The 17,594-nt window shown below is 52.0% G+C and carries 16 protein-coding genes; 8 read left to right on the top strand and 8 right to left on the bottom strand.

Annotated features, from left to right (window positions below; all coding sequences use genetic code 11):
* From BSZ32_RS06765 to BSZ32_RS06740, 6 genes are all read right to left on the bottom strand, one after another.
* Positions 1–340, bottom strand: a 340-nt coding sequence (locus BSZ32_RS06765) for a PA14 domain-containing protein (RefSeq protein WP_129589834.1), incomplete at its 3' end; no start/stop codon positions are given.
* Positions 341–346: 6 nt separating this feature from the next.
* A complete protein-coding gene (locus BSZ32_RS06760) occupies positions 347–970 on the bottom strand; it encodes a c-type cytochrome (RefSeq protein ID WP_105042735.1) in 624 nt (207 codons plus the stop codon).
* Between the two features lie 171 nt (positions 971–1,141).
* Positions 1,142–2,827, bottom strand: coding sequence for a transglutaminase-like domain-containing protein (locus tag BSZ32_RS06755; RefSeq protein WP_105042734.1), 1,686 nt, complete (start codon positions 2,825–2,827; stop codon positions 1,142–1,144).
* Positions 2,820–3,803, bottom strand: coding sequence for a DUF58 domain-containing protein (locus BSZ32_RS06750; protein WP_165788700.1), 984 nt, complete (start codon positions 3,801–3,803; stop codon positions 2,820–2,822). The genes BSZ32_RS06755 and BSZ32_RS06750 overlap by 8 nt, the downstream gene beginning before the upstream one ends.
* A 168-nt stretch (positions 3,804–3,971) precedes the next feature.
* The gene (locus BSZ32_RS06745) at positions 3,972–4,910 is read right to left on the bottom strand and encodes an AAA family ATPase (protein WP_105042732.1); all 939 of its coding nucleotides are present in this window, start codon (positions 4,908–4,910) and stop codon (positions 3,972–3,974) included.
* 24 nt (positions 4,911–4,934) lie between these two features.
* On the bottom strand, positions 4,935–5,708 hold the full coding sequence (locus tag BSZ32_RS06740) for a TerC family protein (protein ID WP_105042731.1): 774 nt from the start codon (positions 5,706–5,708) through the stop codon (positions 4,935–4,937).
* Between the two features lie 71 nt (positions 5,709–5,779).
* On the opposite strand from BSZ32_RS06740, the gene BSZ32_RS06735 reads away from it, so the two are divergent.
* From BSZ32_RS06735 to BSZ32_RS06725, 3 genes are all read left to right on the top strand, one after another.
* Positions 5,780–6,721 carry a glycosyltransferase gene (locus tag BSZ32_RS06735; RefSeq protein ID WP_105042730.1) on the top strand — a complete coding sequence of 314 codons (942 nt, stop codon included), beginning with the start codon at positions 5,780–5,782 and terminating at the stop codon, positions 6,719–6,721.
* 93 nt (positions 6,722–6,814) lie between these two features.
* Complete coding sequence (locus BSZ32_RS06730; RefSeq protein ID WP_105042729.1) at positions 6,815–7,207, top strand: DUF3127 domain-containing protein; 393 nt, start codon at positions 6,815–6,817, stop codon at positions 7,205–7,207.
* A 90-nt stretch (positions 7,208–7,297) separates the two neighbouring features.
* Positions 7,298–8,512, top strand: a complete 1,215-nt coding sequence (locus tag BSZ32_RS06725) for a BaiN/RdsA family NAD(P)/FAD-dependent oxidoreductase (RefSeq protein ID WP_105044783.1) — start codon at positions 7,298–7,300, stop codon at positions 8,510–8,512.
* A 6-nt stretch (positions 8,513–8,518) separates the two neighbouring features.
* Here the strand turns inward: BSZ32_RS06725 and BSZ32_RS06720 are convergent, their stop codons facing one another.
* Positions 8,519–10,267 (bottom strand): heparinase II/III domain-containing protein, encoded by a 1,749-nt coding sequence (locus BSZ32_RS06720; RefSeq protein WP_105042728.1) that lies wholly within the window; start codon positions 10,265–10,267, stop codon positions 8,519–8,521.
* A gap of 231 nt (positions 10,268–10,498) precedes the next feature.
* Positions 10,499–11,056: a hypothetical protein gene (locus BSZ32_RS06715; protein WP_165788698.1), complete on the bottom strand. Its 558-nt coding sequence runs from the start codon at positions 11,054–11,056 to the stop codon at positions 10,499–10,501.
* Between the two features lie 440 nt (positions 11,057–11,496).
* Here BSZ32_RS06715 and BSZ32_RS06710 point away from each other — a divergent pair, with 440 nt between their 5' ends.
* From BSZ32_RS06710 to BSZ32_RS06690, 5 genes are all read left to right on the top strand, one after another.
* On the top strand, positions 11,497–12,747 hold the full coding sequence (locus tag BSZ32_RS06710) for a glycoside hydrolase family 88/105 protein (RefSeq protein ID WP_105042726.1): 1,251 nt from the start codon (positions 11,497–11,499) through the stop codon (positions 12,745–12,747).
* A gap of 783 nt (positions 12,748–13,530) precedes the next feature.
* Positions 13,531–13,881 (top strand): hypothetical protein, encoded by a 351-nt coding sequence (locus BSZ32_RS06705; RefSeq protein ID WP_105042725.1) that lies wholly within the window; start codon positions 13,531–13,533, stop codon positions 13,879–13,881.
* Positions 13,882–13,966: 85 nt separating this feature from the next.
* Positions 13,967–14,263 (top strand): sigma factor, encoded by a 297-nt coding sequence (locus tag BSZ32_RS06700; RefSeq protein ID WP_105042724.1) that lies wholly within the window; start codon positions 13,967–13,969, stop codon positions 14,261–14,263.
* A gap of 706 nt (positions 14,264–14,969) precedes the next feature.
* A complete protein-coding gene (locus tag BSZ32_RS06695; protein ID WP_105042723.1) occupies positions 14,970–16,076 on the top strand; it encodes a LamG-like jellyroll fold domain-containing protein in 1,107 nt (368 codons plus the stop codon).
* A 196-nt stretch (positions 16,077–16,272) separates the two neighbouring features.
* Positions 16,273–16,872: a PEP-CTERM sorting domain-containing protein gene (locus BSZ32_RS06690; RefSeq protein ID WP_105042722.1), complete on the top strand. Its 600-nt coding sequence runs from the start codon at positions 16,273–16,275 to the stop codon at positions 16,870–16,872.
* Positions 16,873–17,594 lie beyond the last annotated feature (722 nt).

Here is a 17,594-nt window from a genome sequence, read left to right as displayed (position 1 = left end):
GGTTTAATAAGTCAATCACGGGAACCGTAGCAGTCGCTTTCACATTAGGCTTGTCCGAAAGCCATTGCTTCCCCGGAACACCTGAACCTGACCAATTCAGTGAGATCCCTTTATTTCCTCCACTATCAAAATATTCAATCCGTATCGGGTGCAAGCCTTTGCTCAGCACCACTTTTGCTTTCTTAGCTCGCCTCCGGCGCCCCATCGGCCCAGGCTTCACGATTTCTGCGATTTCTGCGATTTGTAAATTATCAATCAACAAGCGAGATCCACCGCCAGAGTCTAGCCCAAATAGATATTCCCCATCGGCGGGCACGTCTAGCTTACCATGCCAGACCACTGCGGATCATTTTTTTCCCTCAAGAGTGCGCAGGCTAATAAAGCCATGATGCTCCTCTTCATATGACGACCTCTCAATGTCAGCAAATTTGGGCATGAGCGTCCATTCTCCATGGTAGACTTCCATCAATAAATGTTGGATGGGAGATTGAATTTTAGGCAGCGGGAAATGCTTTAGTAATTCCTCTGCAGTCCATGGGTTCTCACGCTCTGAGCTCCATTTCCTTGCTTCGACCACTTGCTGCAGACTCACAGCCGATTCCTTGTTACCAAAACTTCTGCGCACATGACTGAGCACCGCGGCAATGTCTGTATCTTTCAGCATGGCTCCCTGCGGCGGCATCGCAAGGTCGTAGACCTTCCCATTCACATCAATTGGTCCTTCAAGACCATGCAGCAGAACTTGGATAGCACGATCAGGATCACCTTGGACCCAAGGACTTTCGGCCAAGGGCGGAAATATCCCATTCGCAGCACCCTCTCCCGCCATTCCATGGCAAGCGGAACAATTCTGTTTAAACAGACGCTCGCCCTCATCTTTGGCCTCCACGCTGGGAGCTAGCCATGCAGCTAGAGCTAAGATTAGCACGCTCTTAGACATGTGTGTGGGTAAGGAAATTCGTTTCATCATAAATTTGGTATTTATATTTATCTCCAAACACACAAAAAAATTACACCCATTACACCCATTACACCCATTACACCCATTACACCCATTACACCCATTACGCACAAATAAGTCGAATCACGCAAATCCAGAGGTGATTGCTAACCCCACTCGGTCTTAGAATGTCGAGCAAAGCTATTCCTCAGCTACTCGTGTAGCTTGTGATTCACTCGCTCTCCACTGAAGAATCTTTTTCAGCAATGCCTTCTCGGTAGATTTACTGACTGTGAGCTTTCGGTAGATCACCCCGTTGTGATAGGCTTCGAGCTCTTTCGCGAAGTCCACTTTCTGCGGAAGACGATCGATGAGCTCTTTCAGCGTGAGGGATTCCACCGAGCGTATACCAACCGCTCTGCAACCAGTTTGGAATGCTTCGAGGTAGGCTGGGGGCGTTTTTTTATTACCAATAAGCAGACTTGCACGTTGGGCATCTTCCTTGGATTTATAAAATGCTCCGGTGATGGCTCCAGCGATGAGGGCGAAAGTGCCACCAATGATCCACCACCAGGTTGTGCTGCTCATGGAATAAGCGTCCTCATCACTCGCTGCATCCTCCCATGAAGGTGGCAGTTCCTCACTACCAGCCTTCTGCATAGCAATTTCGTCGCTCGGTGTCGTATCAAACACCGTCCAGCCATAGCCTTCTAGATAGATCTCTGTCCAAGCATGTGCATCGCGCGCCCGGAAAACTATCAATTTAGAATATGGGTAGAGTATCCCGCCGGAGTATCCGTATGCGACACGACTCGGTATGCCCAACTCACGGCAAAACAAGGCCGCCGCCGATGCGAAATGCTCACAGTAACCACGCTTCTCAGCAAACAAGAAATTCTCCATCGCTCCGAGATTTTGCGGGTTATCCACCTTGAGAGAATAGCGGCAACGCTGACCTAACAATTCCCTTATCCCGGATAGTTGCTCCACCACATTGGTCTCATTTTTCAAATCACCTAACAATGCATTCCACCTCTCCCTCATTGCTAGATTCGAGGACAATTGCAGGTAAGAGCGTCCAGGTTTCCCTATCTGAAACTCAGGATCGAGCGCTACAATAGCTTCCAGCGTGCGAGGCTGGCTGAGGGCTTTATAGACGCGCCGCTCAGCATCACTCTCAGGCAACAGTAGCACGCCTTTGGCAATCTGTCTCAACTGAGGCAGCTCAATGCGTAATACCCCCTGCATAGCCAGAGCCACATCCTGCCCAGTTCCGCTCGGGTTCAGTGAAATTTGATACTTCACTTGAGGCAAACTCTCAACAGTCTGGCCTAACTCAATCCCATCACCTTGGAATATTTTTTTAACCCGCTTGGAGGTCCTCCAGCTATCCCTCTGATACGCATCAAAAGTAAAACCACGGAGATACACTTTTTCATCCATGAGAGATGCGAGTGACTCGGCATTCAGCGCTTCGACAAAAACCTCAGGATGATTCGGTGGTTTATGGTCGCTGCTCTTCGGGATCTCTCTCTCAAACTCTTGATTCCATAGCCATTCTCCATTTTCAGTATTTTCGTCGCCTTCTCTCAGGGTCTTAGTATCAGAAAAAAGTACCACCTCGGTGCTCACCACCACGGCAGTCGTCGACACCAACTCGACCACTAATATCAAAGTTAATGCTACAGTGTAATCGAGCAACTTGGGTTTACGAACACCACGAAAACGTACCTTTGAATCCTTAGCAGAAGCTCCCCATATGAAAAACCCTAACAGGAGAACACCCATTGCCAACGCCCCGCGCAGCCAGACGCTGAGATCAGCAGGCCAACCGCGAAGCAGCACATACACCAGCACTAAACTCAGCACAAAAAGAACGCTACGCATGGACGGCCTCCTTACTTGAGCGCGTAACCCGTCGACCAAACCTTACCTGCCGAATGTCTACTAACACCGAGTTCTTAGGAACCTCCAAACTGTCTACCCAGCTCTCTGTCTCGATATCAGAGAGAATAATGCGAGTTTGTGCACCACCTTGAGAATCGATCACAGACTGCACTTCGTGCGCCTCAGTCCCTGTGGCACGCGTCGCTTGAGCCAACAGCGCGTAGATTTCTATCAATGCGTTACGCGAGTCACCAGCCTGCGGAAGCCAAGCGAGGAAGTCGGCGTGCAGAGTAAATTTCACCCCGAGACTATACAGATAGTCCATAGTGCCAGCGAGAAATGCCAGAGCGCGCTCAAACCGGTCTTCTCGCAAAATAGCCCCTCCCTTGCCGAAGGAATGAAACACAATATCGCAATGTTCTGTGTAAAACCCCGGAGGATCAAATTCACGCACTCGAAGCTCGTGTCCGCGCGCCAAGGATTTTGCCGAGGCGGGCCAGTCGATATGCTTTGCCGAATCTCCAGACTGCCATGGCCGTAGGCCTCTCAGGTCGCCGAACTCACCACTAAACCGGCTTGATCTATCGAGCTCTGACGCAATCAGCGCCCCCTGCATCATCAACTCTCTGGGTACAATTTTCTTTGGATAAATCAATATCGGTGGCGCCATGGCCTGAGTTCCCTTCAACTCCCTGTGGAAAAGTCCAAAGGGGAAATTTGATTCGATCCGGTAATCTGCCTCCATCACACACGCACGTTGTCGTGACATAATAGCCAAATCTAACAGCACGTCACCACCTGCAGCCACCCATGGAGCGACGGCAGAAAAGTGTAGATTACGAGCGAGTTTTATTTCCACCTTTAGCCCTATGCTGTCGAGAAAATTTCGTTGGTTACGCAAGACCACTTTCAGCGGGAATTTCTTCCCCGCGTGCACTCTCAATGGGCCCTCAATACGGACACTGAGCTTGCGCATATTTAACGAGGCCACAACAGCAGCTAGGACTAGGACCACCAACAGTAACAGGCTCAACCGCAGTAGAGCCATCTCCTGAAACAGAAAGCCAGCAAGAGTCAGGACAGCCAATACAAGGAGCACTAATGTGCCCCGCCCTGTGAAACTGCCGGCTACTTTCATCACTTACTAGCGCACTGCCACCTGATTAAGCACCTGACCTAACAATTGCTCCACATCGCTAGCATCCTCAGGCAGCACCCGGTGCCGCATGACATCGACAAAGACATCTTTCACGAAGTCGGGGAGCACGTACTCTTCCCCCGCTATCACAGCCCTAGCTTGGGAGGCGCGCAGCAAAGCGATGCTCGCCCGTACTGAAACCGTGTGCTGACCACCCGCAGCTCTGCGGGTTTGCTCGCAGAGTGCCACGATATACTCAGAAATCGCCGCAGAAACACCGACCTTGAGCGTCCTTTGCTGCAGCTCTAATATTTCTTCCTCCCTGATAATCTCATCTGGAGACTGGCTCGTCACATCGCCAGCAGCATGCTTGAGTAAGATTTCTTGCTGGATCTCGGCAGAGGGTAGCTCCATCGGTACCGACAATAAAAAGCGGTCGAGTTGTGGCTCTGGCAATGGGAATGTCCCCGCCATTCCCAGCTCATTCTGAGTTGCCACCACCATGAAAGGTGCAGTCAACTCGCGCGTCACACCATCGATAGTGACCTGTCCTTCATTCATTGCTTCTAACAATGCTGACTGAACTCGCGGTGACGTCCGGTTGATCTCATCGGCTAACAAAAGGTTGGTGAAAATAGGTCCTTCCACAAAATCGAACTCACCCGAGTGCTGACGGTAGAGGTGGTAGCCTAAAATATCGGACGGCAGAAGATCGGGAGTGAACTGTAAGCGCTTAAAGCAGCCACCAATCGCCGATGCAAGAGCCTGAGCTAAGGAAGTCTTCCCCACCCCTGGAGGCCCCTCGATCAAGACATGTCCCTGCGCGAGCAGAGCCACCAAAGCCAAGCGAGCTGGCCGCTCAGCCCCGAGCACGCTCTCCGTGAGGCGCTGTTGGAGTTGCTGAATTTTTGCTTCTAGCATATTGCTGGAGTCTGAGTGATCCATCGTCTCACGACAATGGAATTCTGTTTATCCATGCTGCTTTGTCTTCTTAGCCAATAGCTTTTTCTGGTAGCGACCTTGGATCAGATCCACAGCCACCAGCACAGCAATCACGAAGTAGAAGGTCGCCTTAGACATCGCTTCCACATGGTGACCAAAGAAACTCAAGTTCGCTTTGTGACCACCTTCGGATACCAATAAAATACCCACGATGAAGAGCACAAACAGGCCTAGCACCTCATACATTTTATTCTTCTGCAAGAATTCTGAAACCCTGTCCGCCATCCAGATCATCAACAAACCACTCGAAATAATTGCAACGATCATGATCCACGCCACATTGGTGATCGCCATCGCTCCGAGGATAGAATCGAAAGAAAAGACGGCATTCATCACCACAATCATGGTGATCGCCTTGGTGACAGAGGTTTTCTTTTCCTCCTCGTCATGACTCTCTTCCAGAGTGACCATGTGCAGCACCTCTTTGATCGCAGTGTAGATGATGAATCCACCACCAAACAAGGTGATGATTTCGCTGAATCCAAAGGAACCATGCACTGCATGGGTGTCGATGCTGAACCATGGATGAGTCAGCTTATCCATCAAGAACATCAAGACAAACAGAAGTACGATGCGCAGCACAATTGCTAGACCAATTCCCCAGGTCCGCACCATTTTTTGTTTCTCTAACGGCACTCGCTTCGATTCGATTGAAATATACAAGAGGTTGTCGAAGCCCAATACTGCCTGAAGCATAATGAGCATGAATAGAGTGAGAATGTTGGGTATGAGGTCAGCCATAACGATAGAGTTCGATTTTCTAGCAACTTGATTTAGTCTTTCCCTATAGAAAAGCAATTCTTGATATTACCGTGCACATTCTCATCTCCAGCGCCTACCCACTGAGCAGCCCGAAAGGCAACTCGATCACCGCCAAACGCATAGCAAAGTTGCTCACTCAAGCCGGTCACGCCGCGCAAGCAATCAACACCGACATGCCGCCGCCTGCGGATGCCATGATCGCGCTGCACGCTACCAAGACGCTGGCCGCCAGCAAACGCTTTAAAGTAAATTCTCCTAACAGAAAGCTCATCATCTACCTCACTGGAACTGACATTTATCGAGAACAAACGAACAACAACCCAGAATTCAAAGAAGCTCTGATCCTCGCCGACGCTCTGGTCGTTAGCCAACGCGCCTCACTGGCATCCATTCCCTCGGAGTTTCAGGATAAGTCCCACTTTGTTCCCGCCAGCGTTCTTCTTCCACCTTTAAAAAAAGTCTCATCGCCACCCAGCCCGAGCCTCGCTCTCATTGGTCACCTCCGCTCGGTCAAGAATCCTTTTCTCATGAACAAAGCGCTAAAGGAGTTAGACGGACTCAAACTAGACGTTTTCACTCTCGGTGCAGCTCTCGAACCGAACATGCTCCATGAAGTCCATAATTGGCAACAAGCAGACTCGCGCTTTCATTGGCTCAATGACGTCCCCTACACCAAAGCCCTTAGCTGGATCCAGCAAGTCGACTTCACCCTCAACACCTCACACAGCGAAGGCGGATCGAATGCAGTGGCTGAGTCCATCGTTCTCGGAACCCCAGTGCTCGCCAGCAAGATTGAAGGAAATGTCGGGATGCTCGGTGACGACTACCTTGGCTATTTCGAACCCAACAATGCCAGTTCCCTCGCCCGCCTGATCCACCTCGCCGTCACCGACTACAGCTTCCACCAAAATCTCCTGCAACAAATCACCGACCTCCAACAGAACTTCCTCCCAGAGAAAGAAACCGCTGGCTGGCTGAAGCTTCTCCGCTAGTCCCCCAACACATGAACTTAGAATTTTCTCCTTTCTCCTTTATCCTCACTTCTATAGATTGACATCGGTGCAGGTTTCACCGATGACTTTCCCATGTTCGAAATTAGCGGAAAGATCAAACTCATTGAAGAGACTCAGAGCTTCAGCAGCGGCTTCACAAAGCGCGAGTTCGTCGTCACTACTGGTGACTCAAAATACCCACAGGATATCAAATTTGAAATCGTCAAAGACAAGTGTAGCTTGCTCGATTCCTACTCACCGGGCCAAGACGTACTAGTCAACTTCGACGTACGCGGCAACGAATACAACGGCCGTTACTACGTCAACCTCAACTGCTGGAAAATCCAAGCAGGTGGTGGTGGTGGTGGTCAACAAGCCGCTCCACAAAACGAGCCAAAATTCGACAACCCATTTGGCAATCAACAAGAGCCAAGCTCAGCCGACCTCCGCAGTAACTTAGACGACGGCGACGACATCCCATTCTAAAATCGAATTTCTACCCATTTCCTAAAGCCTCGCTTCATGATTGAACCGAGGCTTTTCTATTTTCAGATTTCCACCATAGTTCACCAAGAAATGAGCTCACCTCCCTCCATAGCCGTGATTGGCGGCGGCCCAGCTGGCCTACGCGCTGCGGAAGTGGCGGCCGAGGCGGGTGCGCAGGTCACGCTGTACGAGGCAAAGCGCTCAGTCGGCCGAAAGTTCCTCGTCGCTGGCAAGAGCGGGCTCAACCTCACCAATGGCGTGAGCTTCCCAGCGTTTCTTGAATACTACGATGGGCCAGATCTCCCTCCATTCTTCCACCACGCGCTCGAGGCATTTGATAATACTGCGCTCCGAGCATGGGCGAGCGAGCTAGGTATAGAAACCTATGAAGCGACTTCTAGCAAAGTCTTCCCAGTTGGGATGAAAGCGGCTCCTCTGCTTCGCCGGTGGATCGAAAAGCTTCGTAGACTTGGCGTCAATTTCCAGGTCCGTCACAGACTCACAGGCATCGCCACCGGAGACGATGTCACTCTCAGCTTGGAGTACGATGGTGAAGCTCTCACGGTGAAGCACGATGCCGTCGTCCTCGCCCTCGGTGGAGCCTCATGGCCGACGACCGGATCTGATGGGAAATGGGTGAAAATGCTAGAAAATTTAGGTCTCTCTCTCAGCCCATTGGCGTCGGCGAATTGCGGCTGGGAAACTAACTGGCCTAAAGGCTTATTAGACGAAGCCGAAGGACTCCCACTAAAGAACATGGTTGTACACTGCGGCGACGCAGAACGCCAAGGTGAACTGGTCATCACCCGCTACGGACTGGAGGGCGGACCAATTTACCGACTCGGCCCAGCGATTCGGCAACAAGCCGATCCTCACATCGAACTCGACCTTAAACCCACATTCACGGTCGGGCAATTGGTGAACAAGATGGAATCAGTAAAGCGCGACTTCCTCAAACAAGCCAAGCAACGCTGGAAACTAAGCCCAGCCGCATTGGCTATTTTAAAGCACCTACATGGACCTTTCGAAGATGTGCAATCGCTAGCTCAATCTGTAAAGCATTGTCGCATTCCACTCACCCGACCACGGCCGATAGATGAAGCTATATCCTCGGCTGGTGGAGTCCAGTGGCCAGAGCTTAGCTCCAATTTCTCACTAAAATCTCATCCCAACATCTTCCTCGCAGGTGAAATGCTCGACTGGGAAGCGCCGACTGGCGGCTTCCTCCTCCAAGCCGCATTTGCCACAGGAACAGCTGTCGGCAGAGCTGCGTCTGAGACTCCATGCGGCCTGACCCGAATTTGATTTCAATCAAGGTCGGATCTCAACATCGATTGAGGTTCGGTTTTGTTTAGGCACGGTGAGAGTAATGACGCGATAGCCCACGTTTGGGTTTTCTATGTCCTTGGGCGGGGATGCTTGCTCGATGCTCCAAATGCCTGTTTTGGATAGGCGGGTGAGGGTGATGCTTTTGCCGTCTTGGGTGAGGGTCACACTGTTGCCAGCGATGTCACACGTGGCTCTCGTGAATGCGCGCCATACCACGTCGCCGGATGGGGCGGTGATGGCATCAGTGATGCGCGCGGTGCCGGAGGACTTGTCAAACTCAGCGGTCCGAGTGACGGCTTTTGCGGAATCGGCATAGGCATGGGTGAGGTCGAATTTTGCGGAAGCCGAGGTTTCGCCTGATGTAGTGGCTACAATGGGGCAGGGTTCACTGGCGGCATCCTGAAGTTTACCACCGATCTCAAGGGTGTTGTGGGACCGATTTTGCAGGCGGTAGTAGCTGAATCGTTGATCGCTAAAATAGCCGGGCATGTTGTAGTCGTCGCCTCCCAAGTCATGGATCCAGCGGACGCCGTGTGCATCGTAGCAAAATGAGCCCACGTCCATGTGGCCGTGGCCGCCTTCAGGGGTGCCGCCTTTGATGGCAAACCAGGAGGCATCACTTGACCATTTTGAGCGGAAGATGGCGGCGGATTGCTCGCCGTTAAAGAACGCGTAGGTGGCAAGGTTTTCGTTTTCGTTGGGTGCGTCTGGTAGCCATAGCACGGTTAACGGAGCCGTGCGGCTGGTTTCCATTTTCGATGAGAGAGCCTTGGAGAGCCGGTTGCGGAGATCACTCGCTTGGGCACTTTTCTTGTAGTGGGAGGCGATCCAGCTTTGTGCCGGTGATGGAGTGGCGGCTCTGGCTTTGCCATCGGCAAAGTTGAACGGGAGCAGGGTGGGGCTGGTGAGGTGCATCATGGAATCGCCGCTTTTCCCGAGTGATGCAGGTGTTTCCATTTTATATCGAAGTTCATTGCAGGCAGCGATTAACATCACGTGGTAGTTGGTGCCATATTGCCAATAACCCGGGCCTTCTGGGTACATCCCATCGGGTTCGTAAAACCGTTTGCAGCGTTCGACGAGTGCGACGCATTGGGGAAACAGCTCGTTGGAGAGTTTTTCATTGTCTCCAGCAATGGCGGCAGCTGCGATGCCGATGCCGGAGCCACAAACTTGAGCCCAGTTGTTGCGCGCACTGGTCCACCACTCATCACGATCGAAGCGAATTTTTGCTGGGACCAAGGCTTTTTGGATGATCGCCTGCTGGCACATTTCTTTTTGCTTTGCCGTCAGCGTCGGGTAGAGCCAGTCGTAGCCAATGGCGACGGCAGTGGCCATTTCAGCGGTGTCGAGAAAGTGAGACGGGTTCCAATCCACCAGCGAGCATGCAGCTTCGAGTTCCTTGATCGTTCGTAAGCGGTATTTTTCCTCTCCGGTGAGCCGCCATGCCCATGCTGTGTGAATGATGATCTTTAGGGCGTGACGCGACTCTCCGAGCAATCGTCGGCCGTCGGGAATGTCATAGCGGCTGGTTCGGACGTTGATGATGCGGTCGGCCTCTACCAGTGCTGCTTGGTGAAGCTGCTTAGCGAGCGGATCATTCTCGATTTTATCGCGGACGGCCATTTCCGTGGTTTCGCTCATCCACAGTCTGGGGTGTGGTTTCTCAGCTAGATCCCCATAACAGACAGCGGTGGTGATCCAGCAGAGGAGGGCAACATTCTTCAACATATCGGATGGATACGAGCCAATCGGCCACTTTTATTCAACAAATTCCAAGTAAGCTTGAATTGTTCGTGTCTGGGCACACCTAATTTACAGGATGACAGCGAGCGTCCACCCAATACCTTGCTGACACGAATGGTAATTCGTTAAGAAAATTATCCCAGTCCAGGGAAAAGGCCGCGGCTGCATTCCTGGGTTATCTGCACATCTGGTAAAGCTCGCTTTGAGTCGAGCCGATCAGCTTTTGTTGGGTTTAACGAAGCCCTTGGAGGTCTCAGCGACAGCCTTCAGCACAAACACATCCTTCTCCGCGACCTCACCAATCTTGAACTGGACCGAATAATCATCGTATTCGCCATTGTGCGCTTTAATACGGCCAATCAACTTGCTGGCCACCACTTCACAGGATTTCTTAGGAATTGGATAACTGGCCGCCGGCCTTGGGACATCGGGGTGCAAGCCATCCGAATGCTGATTATTGACCCACTTTCCTAACGCTTTACCTGTGACGCCGTCGGCAAACACATGCACTTTTGCCGTCACCGAAAATTGATTGGCATGATTGGCCTGATGTTTGAGGTTCACCACTAACACGGCGTGCTGCTTTTCAAACTGGTAAAAAATCACCGTGTCCCGAGCCCCTATCATCGAATGACGCACTTCGGTTTTCTTCACGGACTTATCAGCGACATTCAAAACTTTAGAATCCGCCGCCGCATCCTCAGCTGTAGCAGTAACTCCCAAAACCGCTAACGCAGCAGCCAACCAACAGATATTCTTTAAATATTTCATCATGTGCAATCTTTGTAGTTCAATCGAGATGATACCACTTAGTGAATCAAAAGAGACTAATGCTGGAGTGATTTTTTGATAAATCAAGGCTAGACGAGGGAGTGGTGCGAGCACCATGACTGAGGAGAAACGCCGATTTATCAAGAAAGCGCCCAGCACTCAAAGCTTTCCGCGTAGCGCATTTTCCTAAAGCCCTCAAAAAGAACATTTGTCTCTTTGGTTTTGCTAAGTGGTATTAGACCCTAAGATAATTCCAACCAGAACGAAACCTTAATCTAAGACGATTGCATTTGAAATGGAAACTCTACGACTTGAAGTCCGACCTGTTCCAAAGTAAAGATATCGCAACCGATCATCCCGAGGTTACCCAGCGCATGGTCAAGCAATATGACACGTGGTAGAAAGATCTCTGTAAGCTCCCGAGTATAACTCCCTAAATTATCATGAAAAAAAGAACACTCCATCGGCCCGCCGCCATCGTTGCCGCGATCACGCTCTGCGGTCTCGCAAGCTACGCGTCTGCCGAACAAAAACCGTCCCCGGAAAGTGTCAAGGCGATCACTCAAAAGGTCGCCGACTGGCAAATCAAAACTTTTGACCAACACGACCAACACCGCGCGCTCTCGAGCAAGCACAAGGATCAAGTCGAAAAAACCGGGAAACTCCCGAAAAAATACCACGACCTCCAATGGCAAATGGGAGCACTCTACACCGGCATGGACCAGTGGCGCAGAATCGCCGACAAACCCGGGAAATATAAGGCATTTCTCAAAGGCATCGGCGACCGTAACGACTGGAAACTCCACAAACGTCCGTACCACGCAGACGACCACACGGTCGGCCAGTTTTATCTGTCGCTCTATCAGGATATCGAAAACGCGGCCATGCTCAGCCCGACCCAACAGCACTTCGACTGGATCCTCGCCAACCGCAAAACCGGATCACTGGAGTGGTGCGGACATAAAAAACCCTACACCACCGACTGCCATAGCCGTTGGGGTTGGTGTGATGCCCTGTTTATGGCGCCGCCGGTCTGGGCTAGGCTCGCCAAAATCACTGGCGACCAGAAATACCTCACATTCATGGACGAGGAATACCACGCCAGCTACGACCTGCTCTGGGACAAGGAAGACAACTTTTTCTGGCGCGACTCGTCGTTTTTCCCCAAACGTGAAACCAATGGAAAAAAACTCTACTGGGCACGTGGCAACGGCTGGGTCTTTGGTGGCCTCGCCCTGATGATCCCCGACCTTCCGAAAGATTGGAAAGGCCGGCCGTTCTACATCGAACTCTACCAACAAATGGCCGAAAGCCTGAAAAAGTCCCAGCGCGCCGACGGCACCTGGAGTATGGGCCTGCTCGGCGGCACCGAGGGATACCCGCTCAAGGAAACTAGTGGCACGTCATTCTTCACCTTCGGTCTCGCCTGGGGGATTAATAACGGCCTGCTCGACCGCAAGGTTTACGAACCCATCGTCCTCAAGGGCTGGAATGCCCTCACCGGCTGCGTTACCAAAGACGGCCTGCTCGGATACGTGCAACCGGTCGGCGCCGCCCCCGGAGATTCCTATCCAGATAAAACCGAGGTCTACGGCATCGGCGCCTTCCTCGCCGCCGGCACCGAGGTCTACAAACTCGTCGGTGGAAAAACTCAAAAAACACACGACGACCGGAGCAAAGACCGGAGCAAATAAAAGCTTCATCTGAAAATCCGAAGTCCCCTACGATTGGCCGTTTGAACCAGGGAGAAACTGCCAGCATCACCCTTTCATACAGACGATTGGCAGGGTGTCACTGCCGAGTAATACCACTCGGAGTGCAATGGCATTTAGTTTAGGAGCATGGCCGCCATCTCACCCATATGGCTGAAGGTCATTTTCATACCAGCCTGGGGTGATGTGACAAAGGAGCGTAACCCCAGGAAACCGTAGAAAGGAAGTTTTCTGGCTGAAGGCCAGACTCATACTGGCATAACGGTTTAAGACCTATGAAGTTGACCTTCAGCCAACTGACATTTTTTTGATTAACCTAGGGATCCAGCTCCACTTCATCCCTAGGCTGGTATGATTATCTCCGTTGGAGATCACGATAAATCGGCTTAACTACGTGCCATTGCACTCGGAGTGGCATTCGCGTCAAAATAAGAAATTTAGTGTGCAGATGTAGACACTCAATATTTTCAGAATTAGCAGAGTTTAACACACTATGTCCACGATTGGCTGAAGGCCATTTTTATACCAGCCTAGGGTGAGTGACGTAGGAGCGTAACCCTAGGATAGGGAAGAGGAATGTTTATCTGGCTGAAGGCCAGACTCATGCTGAGACAAAGCTTACGGATACATGAAGTTGACCTTCAGCCAACATGCGCATCTTTACGCTTAAGCTAGGGAATGCGCGGCGCAGCTTCCCGAGGTTGGTATTAGATTCGCCGATGGCAAAAAGCTGGCCGCCTTCAACCATTCACTATTTTGACGCGAATGTCCGAGGGGTCTCACCTCGGCACTGGAGCCAAGGGACTAGGTTATGACATCACCTCGATCCAATCGATCGCCGACTGGAATGGCGCGGGTTTCGGCAATCAAGCGTGGACGGTCGAGGTCAAACCGGTCGGTGGCAGCTACAGCATCCTCCACACCGTGAACCACCACCCGCTCGATGGCGGCGGCGCGACCAAGATCGTTCTTGCTGACAAAAGCGGGGTCCTTGCCAGCGGCATCGAATCCATCAAGTTCACCGCCAGCCATGTCGCAGGCTCTGTCGGCAACTCCTTTGTCTGGCGCGAGCTCGATGTCTTCGGCACCCCGACAGACCAAGCGCCCAGCCGCTGAGTTGGCTGTGATAGAATGTTCGCGCGTGCGTGTAAGCTTTGCATTCTTTCTTATCTTGCCATATGAAGGGGGCTGAACCCGACTTATGGCAGGACATACCGACAAAGAAGAAAAGGAATTCGTGCAGCTGCTGGTGACTCACCAGTCGGTGATTCGCGCGTATGTGATTTCTTTGTTGCCTGGTCTAGCAGAAGCGGAGGATGTTATCCAAAACACCAACGAGGTGCTCTGGACAAAAAGGGAAAGCTTCGAGCTCGGAACAAACTTTAAAGCCTGGGCACTGACAACCGCCCGTTTTCAAGTAATGGCACTACAACAGACACTCAAAAAGGAAAACCGCGCCCCTCTCGACGAGGATGTTTTTAACCTGATCGCCGAGTAGGCCGAGCAAAAAAACACCGATGAGCTCAACCAAAAATTGTACGACCTCAACGACTGCATCAGCCTGCTTCAAATGAAGGATCAGCAGTTGGTGCTTCATCGGTATTGGAAAAAATCAAATCTGGAGCAATACGCCAACGCGCTAGGCCGTAGCGTGGGATCAGTCACAGTAGCACTATTTAGGGTGCGTAAAAACCTGCGGGACTGTCTGGAGCGCAAAGCTAGAGCAAGAAAGGGGGTGGTATGAATTTCTCTGATACGATTGCCCGGCAAGCCGTGGATCAACTGATCCAGGACCTAGAGGATGGGGTGATCTCAGCAGAGGACCATGCAAAGCTGATGGAGCTGATGCGCCAGCACGTCTCCGTGCGCGAGCTCTACCTGCAGCACATAGAGCTGGCTGCCCTGCTGCATGAAACCGCAGAAAGCAAATCCAAGCTCGAAACCCTACCCATCAACGAGGAGATGCTCACACTGAGCAAACGCAAAAACGCGTTTGTCTCCCTCACATACACCCTTGCCGCTGTAGTGCTCATGGGCTTGTTTTTGCTGATTTATAAAGTCGGGATGAGGCTCGACCGTGCTGGTGAGCGAATCGTTCTGGAGAGCTCGGATAATGCCAGCTACTCTGTCAAGCCTACTGAGGACGAACCCCGCAGCACCAATGAACTCCGCGTCGTGACCGGATCACCATCGACCACGGGCTGGTGCAGTTTACTTTTCCATCCGGCGTCAAAGCCATTATCGAGGGGCCATCGCAGATCCTGCTCACCTCTGATTTATCGGCTGAAATGGACGGCGGCCAAGCGTGGTTCCGGGTGCCCGAGGCCGGCCACGGGTTTACCGTACAGACCAAACGCATGGACATCATCGACCTCGGCACGGAATTTGGTGTCCGCTTTGATCACGATGGCGAGCTCCAAGTCCACGTCACCAAAGGAAAAGTCAAAATCGACCCAGCCCAGCGCGGGCTGAAGGATATCGAGCTGGTAAAAGGCGAGGCGATGCGCTTTGACCAAACCGGCAAAGCCACGCCAATCATAGCCATGGCGAGCCTTTTTCAAACGCAGTTCAGCACCGAGACTCCCTACCTGCATTGGTCGTTTGACCAACTAGAGAATGGTCACTTCCCAGCCGATGGATCGCTTTCTGGCGCCAGTGAATTCCAAGCGAAAATTCAAGGATCAAACCAAGGATCCAGCCCGCTCAATGCCACGGATTGCCAGACCGACGGGCCATTTGGCAAAGCATTTGCCATGCACGCAAACGGCCAGTTTGCCCAGACAAGCTTCCCGGGGATCGGTGGCCAAGTACCGCGCACCGTGGTTGCCTGGGTAAGGCACCGTATCGGCAGTGGATACGCGGAAGGCTCATCCTACTGCAGCTGGGGAAACCCGACTCCCGGACAGATGTGGGGGATTTCCCTCAACAGGCGCAATGAGCTGACTTTATCCACCACCACCGGCAGATCCCGCTGCGCCAGCCCGATCCATTCGTCCAATTCCCCCGAGCGCTGGGTGCATGTCGCCAGCGTCTACACCGGCAGCACCACCGCTGAAGGATACCCGCAAATACGGCACTACATCAACGGCGAGCTCCAACAAAGCGCACAGGTGTACAACTGGCCTGAGAAGAAATTTAAACCACTGGCCATGAGCACCGATATTTCATCGGCAGCCGCTAGGCCTCTCACCATGGGCACCGCCACCGCCGATGGCGACTTAGACGAGCTCTACCTCTTCCGCGGCGTCCTCACTGGTGAACAAATCCGCCAACTGATGGAAAAAAACCGGCTGAACTCCATGGCCCGCTAGAGGGAAGGGGGAGTGTGGGAGTGTGGGAGTGTGGAAAGGTGGAAAGGTGGAAAGGTGGAAAGGTGGAAAATCTCACTTTTTTCGTAACCTTTCCGGAATTGGCTTATTTACTAGTAGTTGAATGTGTCGCGGTGCGTGCGCACCCAAGGACAAAAATGATGCAATCAACAAACACTAAGCAAATAAAATACCTGATATGATGAAAAAATTAAACACAACAACGTTAGCCATCGCATGCGCGGTGGGAAGTATTGCATCGGCGAATGCGGCCATAAGTATACTCGATGGCTTTGAAGGCTCGCTAGGAAATTGGTCTGTCAGCGGAGGTCTCACATCGCTCTATACTTATGGCGGCTCTGGCACCAATTGGGCGCCTACTGGAACTGGTGCGGTGCTGATACCCAGTACCAATGGTGAACAGGCCCTGACGCTCACGAATGCACTTGATTTATCTACTGCCACAACTGCTACCATTTCATACGATTGGGTAAATGGATCGGGCGCTAGTCAACCGACTCGGTTTTTTATAGCCCAATATTCTGCAGATGGCGGAAGTAATTGGACAAACCTAGGAAGTCAGCATAATGGCAATATTACAAGTAATTCTCAAACCATTACTACCGGCCTTACTGCCAACTCGCTTTTTAGAGTCGTGGATCTCTCCGCCGGCGGCACACAAAATATGTATCTTGATAATATGCTGATTACTTCGGACGCCGTGGCCGTCCCAGAACCCACCACCACAGCTCTTCTTGGCCTTGGTGGGCTTGCCTTGATCCTGCGTCGTCGCAAGTAATCCGGGTAAAATAATATTTATTCTATTTCTGGGGCAGTCTGGTTTTCAGGCTGCCCCAGTTTTTTTTATGAGCGTGGTGGGGGGAGTTGCTTCATCACGCTGGGTTTCAGGGGGCAGGCCCTTTCGAGGCTTTCGCATTTTTCGCGGTAGAGATCCGTTTCATCCTGCAGGCGGGGACGCTGAAGCCCCGCCGCGGTCGTCAAGCCGACCCTGCCGCAAAGCGGTGTCAAGCCACGCGCAGTCCAGAGGGGGGGAGCGTTTGATCTACGTTTGATTGGTAGGGACGTCCTCTCCGAGGCGTCCGGCGGGGTTGATGCGTGGGTGGCTTTGCGCTGGGCATTTCCGTGTGCTGACCCTGAGACGGATTGTTGGAGCTGTTGGGGGTCTTGGAATGTCGCCGATTTGGGGTTTTATGGGGGCAACCTAGCCGGACGTTTTCGGAGAAACGTCCCTGCCTATTCGTGAGATTCGTGTCATTCGTGGTAGAAACGTTTCATCACGCAGGGTTTCATCACGCAGGCCCTTTCGTCACTTTCGCATTTTTCGCGGTAGAAAGCACTGCAAGGGAGGAAATTAGATCAATCGGAGAAATCTGCGCTAAGAGCTCGTTTCATCAACCTAGCTTCATCGTCCCTGCTCTGAAAACTGAAAACTGCCAACTGAACACCTTACTATCCATCCAAGAAGCACGGACGATGAAGCCCCGCCGCGGTCGTTAAGCC

It is taken from the genome of Rubritalea profundi, from assembly GCF_002954445.1.
In the GTDB taxonomy this organism is placed as follows: domain Bacteria; phylum Verrucomicrobiota; class Verrucomicrobiia; order Verrucomicrobiales; family Akkermansiaceae; genus Rubritalea; species Rubritalea profundi.
This window is presented reverse-complemented; position numbering and strand designations above follow the sequence as displayed.